Source organism: Actinomadura sp. NPDC048955, from assembly GCF_040649435.1.
GTDB lineage: Bacteria > Actinomycetota > Actinomycetes > Streptosporangiales > Streptosporangiaceae > Spirillospora > Spirillospora luteofluorescens.
The window spans coordinates 1-9,995 of record NZ_JBEZJI010000110.1; the positions used below are offsets into that span (position 1 = coordinate 1).

Consider the following 9,995-nt stretch of genomic DNA (forward strand, 5'->3'; position numbering starts at 1 on the left):
CCGCGTCGAGGACGACGGCCTCCCATTCCCGGAGGGCCTGGTCGTCCAGTTCCAGTCGTGTGGTGCGTCCGAGGGTCTCCGCGCTCATGCCGTCACCCTAGAGCCGCCGGCGCGAGGGCGCAGGGGTTACCAGGGGCCGTAGGGGCCCTGGCGGGAGCCGCCGCGGCCGCCGTTGTTCTTCTTGTACGGGCCGACGGCGGGGCGGACGTCGGCCAGGTAGACGGCGGCGGCGATGAACGCGGCGACCGGGAGGATGCCGAGCAGCAGCGCGATGGGGCTGGCGCCGAGCGCCACCGGCGCGACCGCGTACGCGGCGCCGACCACGGTGGCGACGATCAGGATGATCATCCACAGCTTCTTGCTCTGCTTGCTCGCGGCGGCGTAGGCGTTCACGGGCACGGTCAGCGAGTCCACCAGCGCCCAGGCCTCCATCGCGAACGCGATGATCAGCAGCAGCCAGAAGAAGTAGTCCAGCACGTTGAAGCCCGACATCGGCGATCAGCGCTCCTGCTCGTCTCGGACGGCGACTCCTCGTCGCACGCGGGTCTTCCTTCAGCGCAACCCTATGCGCACCGTCCACCGGTGCGGCCTGATGGAACGGGCACCTGTAGGGACGACGGAGCCCGGCCGGGTGTTCCCGGCCGGGCCCGATCGCTCGACGCCGTTACTTCTTCGTGGTGGAGCGGGACTGCCCGGTGGCCCGGCTCTGCGCCGTCCGGCGCTGCGCGGTGCGGGCCTTGGACGCCTGCTTCGGCGCGGCCTGGTCGGCCGCGGCGATCTCGGCGACCTCGGAGGCCTCGCGGTGCACGACCTTCTTGCCGCGCTCGGCGAGCTCGTCGATGAACTCGAAGGCGCGGGTGCCGAAGTGCGTGGCGTACGCGACGGCGGCGCCCGGCAGTTCCCTGGCGTCCACGCGCTCCTGGTACCGGGAGACCTCGCCGCGGTAGCGGGCGGCGGTCTCGCGGACCTGCACCCGGTAGCGGTCGACGGTCTCGCGGACCTCGCCCTGGTACCTGGTCACCTGCTCGGGGACCTCACGGATCTTCTCCACCGCGAAGTCGCCGGCGCCGGCCACGGCGTAGACGGCCTTGTTCTCGCGGAGGTTGCTGGCCAGCGTCATCCGACCTCTTCCTTTCCCTTGTGCTCTGGTCCGGCCTGTTCAGGGCCGGTCTGTTCCGGTTCGGCGGTCTCGGCGGGCGCATCGGGCTCGGCGCCGAGGACGCCGCTGGCTTCGTTCTCCTTGAGGAACGACGCGTAGATGTCGAGCAGAACCTGCTTCTGCCGTTCCGTCAGGACGAGGTCGGCCCGCACGGCGGCCTGCACATCGGTGTCGGCCTCGCGGTCCTCCAGGATGCCGGCCTGCACGTACAGCGCCTCGGCGGAGATCCGCAGCCCCTTGGCGATCTGCGCGAGGATCTCGGCGCTCGGCTTGCGCAGGCCGCGTTCGATCTGGCTCAGGTACGGGTTGGAGATCCCGGACACGTCCGCCAGCTGGCGCAGCGAGATCTTCGCCCGCGTCCGCTGCTCCCGGATGTACTCCCCGATGGAGCCGACCTTCGAACTCGCCATGTCTCCACTCTCCGTCATGGTGCTTGCTATTGCAAGCACCATAGCTAGCACTTTGTGGTGAATCGCCTCACATGACGGAAATGCCAGGTGGCGCAGGTCACGCGCCCCGGGAGTCACGCGGGTCGCGGCGCCGGTGTCTTGCGGACGAACCACTCGTCCACCAAGGAGGAAGCTCATGAACACGGCGCTGTGGATCGGGGCGGGGCTGCTGGCGGCAGTGGCACTGACCGGCGGTTTCACCAAGGTCTTCGTGCCCACGGCCAAGCTGGCCGAGGCCCCCGGCGGGCAGTGGACCGGGGACGCCGGGGACGGCTTCGTCAAAGCGCTCGGCGGCCTGGAACTCCTCGCCGCCGTGGGCCTGATCCTGCCCGCCGCGGTCGGCGTCGCACCGGTCATGGTGCCGGTGACGGCCGTCTGCTGGGTGCTGCTGATGGTCGGCGCGATGGTCACGCACGGCCGGCGCGGCGAGGCGAAGTTCGTGGCGTTGAACCTGGTCTACCTCGCGCTCGCGGTCTTCGTCGCGGTGGGCCGCTTCGGCCCCTGGTGAAGGACCGGGGCCGGGGTCACAGGGACGGGGCGGCGTACGGGTCGTGCTCGGCGAGCAGCTTGTCGAGGCGGGCCTGGTCGACACGGGTGCTGATGGCCTGGGTCTCCTGCCGGTCGCGGACGCACTTGGCCAGCGTGAACGTGGACGTGATCACGTACAGCAGGCCGAGCGCCAGGAACGCGCGGACCCACGCGCTGACCGGCAGGTACGCCACCCCGACGGCGACGGCGGTGCTGGAGACGGCGAACGAGATCGCCGCCTGGACGAAGAACGCGGAGGAACCGGCCTGCGCGGGCGGTTTGGAGGTCGTCATGGGACGAGTCTGCGGCCCGCCCGCGTCCCGGGCCTGAGTACCGGCACTCAACCGCCCCTGCGCGAGGAGCTCAGAACCGGGCCGGGGAGGTCAGCTCACCTTGGACGGGGACGCGATCCAGGTGTTGCAGACGGTCAGGTCGCGCCCGTTGAAGCCGGTGATCACCCAGCCCGCGTAGTGGCGTCCCGAGCCGTGGTCGCGCTTGTCCGGCGGCTGGCGGTCGTCGCCCCTGCCCAGCACGTCGTTGATCATGGCCGTGTACTGCTCGCGGGTCATCGGGAGGGTGGTGCGCTCGCTGCCGAGGAAAGCGCCCGCGAAGCACTGGGCCTGCAGCTCGATGCGGCGGCTCGCCTCCGTCCGGGTGGCGGTGTCGCCGGACTCCATCTGGCCGTCCCCGTAGAGCAGGATCCCGGCCCGGTCCTGGACGTGGTGCCCGTACTCGTGCGCGATCACGCGGGCGTAGACGGCGTAGTGGGACAGGGGCTCCCCGCCCGACGTCTCCACGACGTGCCGCAGGCCCACGTACATGGTGTTGTTGGCCGGGCAGTAGAACGCGGACGCGCCGGGCGCCGGGTAGGAGCCGCAGGGGCTGCGCCCCGGCTCGACCCAGAACACCCGGTCGGGCCTGTCGAACGCGATGCCCGCCTTGGTGAACTGCTTGGTCCATGCCGAGTCCAGGCAGTCGCTCAGGGTGTCCATGAACCCGCGCATGGACTGGGCGGACGGCTGGATCGGCGGGAGGCGGCAGCTCACCGGCGTCAGCGGGCCCGTCTTGTAGATCTTGCTGTTGGTCGCCTTCTCCCGCGGCGTCGAGGGGCCGCCGGACGTGGTGGTGGACGTCCCGGTCCCGCCGGCGGCGCCCTGGTTCCCGCCGAACAGCGAGATCCCGAGGATCGCCAGGACGACCAGGGACGTCAGGCCGCCGAAGATGCCCGCGATCGTCCCGCCCGCGCTGCGGCGCGGCGGCGGGCGCATCGGGACGTACCGGTACTGCGGCGGCCCGTAGGCAGGAGGCCCGTATCCCGGCCCGCCGTACGGCGGTCTCCCCTGCGGCGGCGGCCCACCGTACGGCGGCCGGCCGTAGGGGGGTCCTGGAGGCGGCGGCGGAGGGGGCGGCGGGGGGTAATGACCTGCCATAGCGCAGAATCATCGCACGCATTCCCGATACCATTTGCGGCCATGTCTGCTCTTGCGGCGATGTTCCGGTCGCGTCCGGCGGTCCTGGCGGTCTCGGCGGCGCTGGCCTTCCCCCTGCTGACCAGCACTTCCGCGGTCGCGGCCGAGGTCGGCGAGGCGCCCGCGGCCGGTGCGGCGGCCTCCCGTCTCGCCGCCGCCGAGCGGGTGCTCAAGGACGACGTCGTCCTCACCGCGGTCCAGGGCGGCACGGTCAGGGTCAAGGAGACGATCGTCTACCGGTTCGCCGGGCACGACGGCTTCCAGCGGACGTACCCGACCCGGACGCACGAGAGCCTCACCGAGGACCGCGTCTACAAGATCGAGAACCTGCGGGCGGCCAGCCCGGACGGCGGGCCGTCGAAGGCCACCGCGTCCGGCGCGGGACTGAACACGACGGTCAGGGTGGCGGGCGACCGGAAGCTCACCGGGGACCACACGATCGTCCTGGAGTACGACGTGCGCGGCGCGATCACCCGGATGGGGGCGGCGGAGGAGCTGCGCTGGCCGGTGGTCGGCGGCTGGAAGGTGCCGCTGGACGAGGCGAAGGCCACCGTCGACGGCGGCGCGATGATCCGCAACGTCAACTGCTTCACCGGGCCGATCGGCAGCACGATCGGCTGCACGCAGTACTACACGAACCACACGCACACCCAGGGCGTGTTCGCGCAGCAGGGGATGCTGCCCGGCGAGTACCTGACGGTCGTCGCGGGCCTGCCCGCCGGGACGACGGGCGGGCGCGCGATCTACGAGCGCCGCCACACGGTCGCGACCGCGTTCTCCGTCAACGCCGTGACCGGCGCCGCGCTCGCCGGCCTGCTGGTGCTGCTGGGGGGCGGCGTCCTCGCCCTCTACCTGCTGCGCGGCCGGGACGCGCGGACCGTCGGCAAGCGGGCCGCCGAGGGCGACCAGGTGCCGGTGGCCGGGACGGAGTTCGAGCCGCCGAACGGGGTGCGGCCCGGCCAGATCGGCACGCTGATCGACGAGCAGGCCGACGTGATCGACGTGACCGCGACGATCGTCGACCTCGCCGTGCGCGGCTACCTGCTTATCGAGGAGGAGGACCGGGCCGTCACCGGCCGCCTCGACTGGGCGCTGCGCCGCCTGGACCGCCCGCAGACCGACCTGCTCCCCTACGAGCGGATCCTGCTGGACGCCCTGCTCACCGCGCCCGACGGGTCGGCCCGGGACGCCGTCCGGCTGTCGGAGCTCGGCGGGACGTTCGCGACGAAGCTGGCGCAGGTCAGGTCCGCGATGTACGACGACGTGGTGAAGCAGGGCTGGTTCGCGCGGCGGCCCGACACCGTCCGGTCCCGATGGACGGTCGCGGGCATCCTCGTGACGCTGCTCGGCATCGCCGGGACGGTCGCGCTGGCGTTCACCACCGAGTGGGCGCTGGCCGGGCTCGCGCTGATCATCGCGGGCGCGGCGCTGGCCTACGGCGGACAGTACATGCCGGCGAAGACGGCGCGCGGCGCCACGGTGCTCGCGCACACGATCGGTTTCCGGGCGTTCCTGGAACGCGGCGCCATCCCCGACGACGGCTCCATGGCGGCACGCCAGCGGATCGCGCTGTTCTCGCGTTTCCTGCCGTACGCGGTGGTGTTCGACGTCGTGGCGAAGTGGGCCGAGACGGTCGAGGACGCGGGCGAGCGCGCGACGGGCGCCGACAACCTCTACTGGTACGAGGGCCCGGCGGAATGGGACCTGTCGAAGTTCGCCGAGTCGATGCGCACGTTCACGCTGGCCACGTCGGGGTCGATCTCCCAGTCGCGCGGGCTGTGACGGCGCCGGGCGGTTAACCGCCTGGCGCCGGGTAAAGCCTGGGGCGAGGAGGTGTCGCCTCATGGTGGCCGCTGCGATGCTCGCCGCCCCCGTGCTCGCCCGATCCGACCGCTTGGGGGACGCTGCCTTCATGGCCGTCGGCCCGGCCGTCATCTTCGTGGCGCTCATCGGCTGGGTGACGGTGGTGCTGACGACGTCGCGCAAGCGCCACCGCTACCCCAGCGCCGAGGACGGACTGCCGCACCGCGGGCCCGTCATGGGCGGCGTGATCATGGGCAGCCCGGCGCAGCGGACGCGCCGCGATCCGGCCCCGTCGGTGACCCACCGCGAGGTCATGGCCCATATCGAGCGGGGACGTGCGGAGGAGGAGGCGGCCCGCACGCGGGAGCGGGCCGAAGCGGAGAAGGTCCGCGCCGAGCCGCCCGCCAGGAGCCGCCGCAGATTCGGCCTTCCCCGGCTCCGCTGACGCGGAGGCCGGAGCAGAGGACGCGACGCCCGCCGGGTCAGGCGACCCCGTACCCGCTCCGGCGGGCGCCGTAGACGCCCGCGGTGGCGGCCGAGACCCCTCCCGGCCGCCACCGCGGGTCTAACGGTCGAATCGGTCTGCTCGTAAGATGTCTGACATCTTACGAGGGAGGCTTTCGTGGCGTTGAGTCCCGTACCGGGCGGATCGACGGTGGACGCCGTGCTCGACCAGCTCCAGGCGCAGGTCAGCGCGGGCGCCTGGCCGGTCGGCCGGCGGATCCCGGCCGAGCTGGACCTGGCCGCGCAGCTCGGGGTGAGCCGTCCGGCCGTCCGGGAGGCGATCCGGGCGCTGTCGCACGTCGGGGTGCTGGAGGTACGGCGCGGCGACGGGACGTACGTGCGCAGCAGCGCCGACCCGCGCCCGCTGCTGCGCCGGGTGTCCCGCGCGTCCGCCCGGGACGTGTTCGAGGTGCAGCTCGCCTACGACGTCCAGGCGGCCCGGCTGGCGGCGCGCCGCCGCACCGGCGCGGACCTGGCGCGGCTGGAGGGGCTGCTCCGCGCCCGCGACGAGGCCACCGAGCCGGACGCGTTCGGCGCCGCCGACGCGCGGTTCCACCTCGGCGTCGCGGAGGCGTCCCGCAACCCGGTGCTGATCGAGGCGATGCGGTTCTTCATCGACCGGCTGCACGAGTCGATGCGCGCGATCAGGATGGACCGCGAGGTCCCCGAGGCGGGCCCGGCCCGGCACCGCGCCGTGCTGGACGCGATCGCCGCGGGCGATCCGGAGGCCGCGGCGTCGGCCGCCGCCGCCGTCGTGGAGCCCACCCTCGCCGTCCTGGAGTCCCTGCTCGGCGACGCCGGGACGCCCGGGGAGGACGCGTGACCGGGCGGCGCGCCGGGCTGGCCGGCGCCCTGCTGATGATCGTCCTGCTGGCGGTCAACCTGCGGCCCGCGATCGCGGCGGTCGGGCCGCTGCTGACCGAGATCAGCGACGCCTTCCGGCTGTCCGGGACGGCGGCGGGCGCGCTCACCACGCTGCCGCTGGCGTTCTTCGGCTCCTACGGCCTCCTCGCCGCCTTCCTGCGCCGGCCGCCGCGCAGCGAGACCCTGCTCGTGTGCGCGATGGCGCTGCTCGTCGCCGGGCTGCTGCTGCGGCTGCCGGGCGGCGTGGCGGCGCTGTTCGCCGGCTCCCTGGTCGCCGGGATCGCGATCAGCATCGGCAACATCGCGGTGCCGGCGATCATCAAGCGGGACCACCCGTCCCGGATCACCACGGTCACGGCCATCTACACGGTCGCGGTGACGGCGGGCGCGTCCCTGTCGTCCGGGCTCGCCGTGCCGGTGGAGGACTGGTTCGGCGCGTCGTGGCGGCTGCCGCTCGGCCTGCTGGCGATCCCGGCGGCGCTCGCCGGGCTGCTGTGGCTGCCGAAGGCGCGGCGGGCGGCGCACGCGGCCCGCTCGGCGCCGCCCGCCGCGCCCCCGCGCGGCGTCGCGGCGCTGGTGTGGCGGTCGCGCCTGGCCTGGCACGTCACGGCGTTCATGGGCCTGCAGTCGCTGCTGGCCTACGTGGTGATCGGCTGGCTGCCGACGCTCTGCCAGGACCGCGGGATGGACGCGGCGTCCGCCGGCTACGTGCTGGCGCTGGTGGCGGCGGTCCAGGCGGTCGGGTCGCTGGCCGTCCCGGTGCTGGCCCGCCGGACCCGCGACCAGCGCCCCCTGGTGATCGCCACGGTGGCGCTGACCGCGCTGGGCTTCGCCGGTGTGACCTGGGCGCCGATCGGCTCGGTGTGGGCCTGGACGGTGGTCCTCGGCCTCGGCCAGGGCCTCGGCTTCGCGACCGCGCTGTCGTTCATCGGGCTCCGCGCGCACGACGCCCACGTCGCCGTCCAGCTGTCGGGGATGGCGCAGGGCGTCGGCTACGTCATCGCGGCGCTCGGCCCGCTCGCCCTCGGCGCGCTGCACGACGCCACCGGCGGTTGGACCGTTCCGATGCTGGGCGTGCTGGCCGTCTGCGCCGCCCTGGCCGTCCCGGGACTGCCCGCCGGGCGGCTCCGCACGGTGGGCGCGCCCGCCGCCCCGGCGCCCGAGGTGGTTAACACGGGTTCCAGCGGACACATCCCTAACTGAACCGGCGTGGTCCGGTCCGCGCCATCGGGAGGTGGTCCGCCTTGCTCGCCACGATCGTCGCCGACCCCGTGCTGGCGAACACGTCCCCCACGGGCGCCCGGTACTTCGTCTGGATCATTCCGTTCTTCATCATCGGCGCGCTGGTGGCCTGGGTGTACGCGACGCGCGCCGCCTCGTCCAGGAAGCTCCACTGCTCCCGCAGGAACAACCAGCTGAACCAGCGGGGCATGGAGCAGGGCGGCTACTACACCTACGCGCCGGGGATGTTCTCGCACAGCTACCCGCCGGCCAAGGAGGGCCAGCCGCTGGAGTTCCGCAAGGACAACCCCCAGCCCGGGCGGGAGCCGAAGAAACCGTGGCCGGAAGGCGTCCTCTACGAGCAGACGATCTTCAAGGGCGAGTTCGAGGACCTCAAGACGCCCAAGGACCCCGAGCCCCTCTAGCCCGCCGGCCGGGAGGCCGGGTCCCGCTAGGCGCGCGTGTAGACGGTGACGACGAGCCCGGAGTCGAAGGCGTGGGTGTCGGCCGGGGTGAACGCCGCGAGGCAGAAGGGCCCGTCGAACAGCGGGATCCCGGACCCGATCACCAGCGGGTGGCGCTTGATGACCAGCACGTCGATCTCGTCCGCCACCGCGGCGGCGAGCTTCCCGCCGCCGGCAAGCCAGATGTCGAGCCCGTCCCCCTCCTTCAGCTCGCGGACGAGACCGACCGGGTCGTCGGGGACGACGGTCACCGCGGGATCCTCGCCCCTGATCGTCGCCGAGACGACGTACTGCTCCAGGTGCGGATACGGGCTGGTGATCCCGGCGGCCAGGGCGGGCTCGTAGGTTCCGCGCCCCATGACGACCGTGTCGAAGTGCCGGTTCGGGGCGTCGGCTATGCCGAGCGGGCCGCGAGCGTGGGCGGGCAGGCTCTCGGGGTACTCGGCCTTGATCATCTCGGCCGGCTCGCCCTCGAAGGGAAAGAAGTCGAACTGCCCCTCCGGCCCGGCGATGTAGCCGTCGAGGGTGGCGGAGACGTAGTAGACCAGCTTGCGCATGCGGTGCTCGCTTTCAGGCGTGGAGTACGGAAGGGAAGCGGGCCGCGCGTCAGCGGGCGGAGCCGGGTTTGCGCGGCGGCCGCGGCCGCGGAACGCTGCGGGGCTTCGGAACGTGCCGGTCCCAGCCGGGACGTCCCGCGCGGGCGGGCAGGGCGGTGCGGTTCTGGGGCAGGCGGAGTGCGGAAGGGGTGGTGGACCGGGCACGCATGCGATCTCCTCGACACTGGATTTGATGTACTCTGAGTGGAGTGGTTTGAACTTAGTACTGCACTTGCAGTGATTGCAAGCGGGTGTGATGGAGGTCACAGTGCGACGCAACCCCGCCCGTCGGGCCGCCCTGCTGGACGCGGCGATCGAGGTCCTGGCCCGCGAGGGGTCGCGCGGCCTGACGCTGCGCGCCATCGACGCCGAGGCGGGCGTCCCCACCGGCACCGCCACCAACTACTTCGCCAACCGCGCCGACCTGCTCACCCAGGTCATGCACCGCACCCGCGAGCGCCTCACCCCCGATCCCGAGGCGCTGGCCGAGACGATGCGGCAGGCGCCCACGCACGCGCTGGTCACCGAGCTGATGCGCCAGCTCCTCGGCCGCATGCGGGCCGACCGGACCGGCTACCTCGCCATGCTGGAGCTGCGGCTGGAGGCGACGCGGCGCCCTGAGCTGCACGCCGAGCTCGGCGGCTTCCTCACCGCCGAGCACGAGGAGATCGTCCGCTACCACCTGGACGCGGGCCTGCCCGGCGGCGCCACGGGCGTCGGCCTGCTCTACTTCACGATGGCCGGGCTGCTCCTGGACGACTTCACCGCCCCCGCCATCACAGAGCCCTACGACACCGACGCCCTGATCGAGACGATGGTGGACCGGCTGCTGCCGGAGAAGGACTAGGTGTGATGTCCAGGGAGGTTGTACCGCTCGGCATCGGTGAGTCTGTCTGACAGATGAAGGCCTCCGGTTGTGAAGTGGAGCTGTCTAGTTC

14 protein-coding genes are annotated in these 9,995 nt (G+C 72.8%); 7 read left to right on the forward strand and 7 right to left on the reverse strand.

Annotated features, from left to right (window positions below):
* Window positions 1-126: 126 nt before the first annotated feature.
* The 3 genes from AB0C84_RS44220 to AB0C84_RS44230 all read right to left on the reverse strand — a co-directional run bounded on the left by AB0C84_RS44220 (window position 127) and on the right by AB0C84_RS44230 (window position 1,569).
* Entirely contained in the window at window positions 127-492 is a 366-nt protein-coding gene (locus AB0C84_RS44220; RefSeq protein ID WP_218905412.1) for a DUF2516 family protein, read from the reverse strand.
* A 172-nt stretch (window positions 493-664) separates the two neighbouring features.
* Window positions 665-1,120 (reverse strand): hypothetical protein, encoded by a 456-nt coding sequence (locus tag AB0C84_RS44225; protein WP_179844337.1) that lies wholly within the window; start codon window positions 1,118-1,120, stop codon window positions 665-667.
* Window positions 1,117-1,569: a helix-turn-helix transcriptional regulator gene (locus AB0C84_RS44230; protein WP_246395941.1), complete on the reverse strand. Its 453-nt coding sequence runs from the start codon at window positions 1,567-1,569 to the stop codon at window positions 1,117-1,119. The genes AB0C84_RS44225 and AB0C84_RS44230 overlap by 4 nt, the downstream gene beginning before the upstream one ends.
* 175 nt (window positions 1,570-1,744) lie before the next feature.
* Here AB0C84_RS44230 and AB0C84_RS44235 point away from each other — a divergent pair, with 175 nt between their 5' ends.
* Complete coding sequence (locus tag AB0C84_RS44235) at window positions 1,745-2,116, forward strand: DoxX family protein (RefSeq protein ID WP_361078463.1); 372 nt, start codon at window positions 1,745-1,747, stop codon at window positions 2,114-2,116.
* A 16-nt stretch (window positions 2,117-2,132) separates the two neighbouring features.
* Here the strand turns inward: AB0C84_RS44235 and AB0C84_RS44240 are convergent, their stop codons facing one another.
* Both AB0C84_RS44240 and AB0C84_RS44245 read right to left on the reverse strand, forming a co-directional pair.
* Window positions 2,133-2,429, reverse strand: coding sequence for a YiaA/YiaB family inner membrane protein (locus tag AB0C84_RS44240; protein ID WP_179844340.1), 297 nt, complete (start codon window positions 2,427-2,429; stop codon window positions 2,133-2,135).
* 90 nt (window positions 2,430-2,519) lie between these two features.
* Window positions 2,520-3,404 carry a neutral zinc metallopeptidase gene (locus AB0C84_RS44245; protein WP_361078467.1) on the reverse strand — a complete coding sequence of 295 codons (885 nt, stop codon included), beginning with the start codon at window positions 3,402-3,404 and terminating at the stop codon, window positions 2,520-2,522.
* Window positions 3,405-3,608: 204 nt separating this feature from the next.
* Between AB0C84_RS44245 and AB0C84_RS44250 the strand changes: the two genes are divergently transcribed.
* From AB0C84_RS44250 to AB0C84_RS44270, 5 genes are all read left to right on the forward strand, one after another.
* The gene (locus tag AB0C84_RS44250) at window positions 3,609-5,387 is read left to right on the forward strand and encodes a DUF2207 domain-containing protein (protein ID WP_361078470.1); all 1,779 of its coding nucleotides are present in this window, start codon (window positions 3,609-3,611) and stop codon (window positions 5,385-5,387) included.
* A gap of 61 nt (window positions 5,388-5,448) precedes the next feature.
* Window positions 5,449-5,853 (forward strand): hypothetical protein, encoded by a 405-nt coding sequence (locus AB0C84_RS44255; protein ID WP_361078473.1) that lies wholly within the window; start codon window positions 5,449-5,451, stop codon window positions 5,851-5,853.
* Window positions 5,854-6,030: 177 nt separating this feature from the next.
* On the forward strand, window positions 6,031-6,735 hold the full coding sequence (locus tag AB0C84_RS44260) for an FCD domain-containing protein (RefSeq protein WP_218905414.1): 705 nt from the start codon (window positions 6,031-6,033) through the stop codon (window positions 6,733-6,735).
* Entirely contained in the window at window positions 6,732-7,979 is a 1,248-nt protein-coding gene (locus AB0C84_RS44265) for an MFS transporter (RefSeq protein WP_361078477.1), read from the forward strand. Before AB0C84_RS44260 ends, AB0C84_RS44265 begins: the two co-directional genes overlap by 4 nt.
* A gap of 41 nt (window positions 7,980-8,020) precedes the next feature.
* Window positions 8,021-8,422, forward strand: a complete 402-nt coding sequence (locus tag AB0C84_RS44270) for a hypothetical protein (protein ID WP_258940691.1) — start codon at window positions 8,021-8,023, stop codon at window positions 8,420-8,422.
* A gap of 26 nt (window positions 8,423-8,448) precedes the next feature.
* Here the strand turns inward: AB0C84_RS44270 and AB0C84_RS44275 are convergent, their stop codons facing one another.
* Both AB0C84_RS44275 and AB0C84_RS44280 read right to left on the reverse strand, forming a co-directional pair.
* Complete coding sequence (locus tag AB0C84_RS44275) at window positions 8,449-9,018, reverse strand: dihydrofolate reductase family protein (RefSeq protein ID WP_361078480.1); 570 nt, start codon at window positions 9,016-9,018, stop codon at window positions 8,449-8,451.
* 49 nt (window positions 9,019-9,067) lie between these two features.
* A complete protein-coding gene (locus tag AB0C84_RS44280; protein ID WP_361078483.1) occupies window positions 9,068-9,226 on the reverse strand; it encodes a hypothetical protein in 159 nt (52 codons plus the stop codon).
* A gap of 99 nt (window positions 9,227-9,325) precedes the next feature.
* Between AB0C84_RS44280 and AB0C84_RS44285 the strand changes: the two genes are divergently transcribed.
* Window positions 9,326-9,904, forward strand: coding sequence for a TetR family transcriptional regulator (locus tag AB0C84_RS44285; RefSeq protein ID WP_361078485.1), 579 nt, complete (start codon window positions 9,326-9,328; stop codon window positions 9,902-9,904).
* Window positions 9,905-9,995 lie beyond the last annotated feature (91 nt).

Excerpts from the sequence above, each read along its gene's own strand:
- AB0C84_RS44220 (WP_218905412.1), bottom strand. The coding sequence starts at position 492 with ATGTCGGGCTTCAACGTGCTGGACTACTTCTTCTGGCTGCTGCTGATC.
- AB0C84_RS44225 (WP_179844337.1), bottom strand. The coding sequence starts at position 1,120 with ATGACGCTGGCCAGCAACCTCCGCGAGAACAAGGCCGTCTACGCCGTG.
- AB0C84_RS44230 (WP_246395941.1), bottom strand. The coding sequence starts at position 1,569 with ATGGCGAGTTCGAAGGTCGGCTCCATCGGGGAGTACATCCGGGAGCAG.
- AB0C84_RS44235 (WP_361078463.1), top strand. The coding sequence starts at position 1,745 with ATGAACACGGCGCTGTGGATCGGGGCGGGGCTGCTGGCGGCAGTGGCA.
- AB0C84_RS44240 (WP_179844340.1), bottom strand. The coding sequence starts at position 2,429 with ATGACGACCTCCAAACCGCCCGCGCAGGCCGGTTCCTCCGCGTTCTTC.
- AB0C84_RS44245 (WP_361078467.1), bottom strand. The coding sequence starts at position 3,404 with ATGCGCCCGCCGCCGCGCCGCAGCGCGGGCGGGACGATCGCGGGCATC.
- AB0C84_RS44250 (WP_361078470.1), top strand. The coding sequence starts at position 3,609 with ATGTCTGCTCTTGCGGCGATGTTCCGGTCGCGTCCGGCGGTCCTGGCG.
- AB0C84_RS44255 (WP_361078473.1), top strand. The coding sequence starts at position 5,449 with ATGGTGGCCGCTGCGATGCTCGCCGCCCCCGTGCTCGCCCGATCCGAC.
- AB0C84_RS44275 (WP_361078480.1), bottom strand. The coding sequence starts at position 9,018 with ATGCGCAAGCTGGTCTACTACGTCTCCGCCACCCTCGACGGCTACATC.
- AB0C84_RS44280 (WP_361078483.1), bottom strand. The coding sequence starts at position 9,226 with ATGCGTGCCCGGTCCACCACCCCTTCCGCACTCCGCCTGCCCCAGAAC.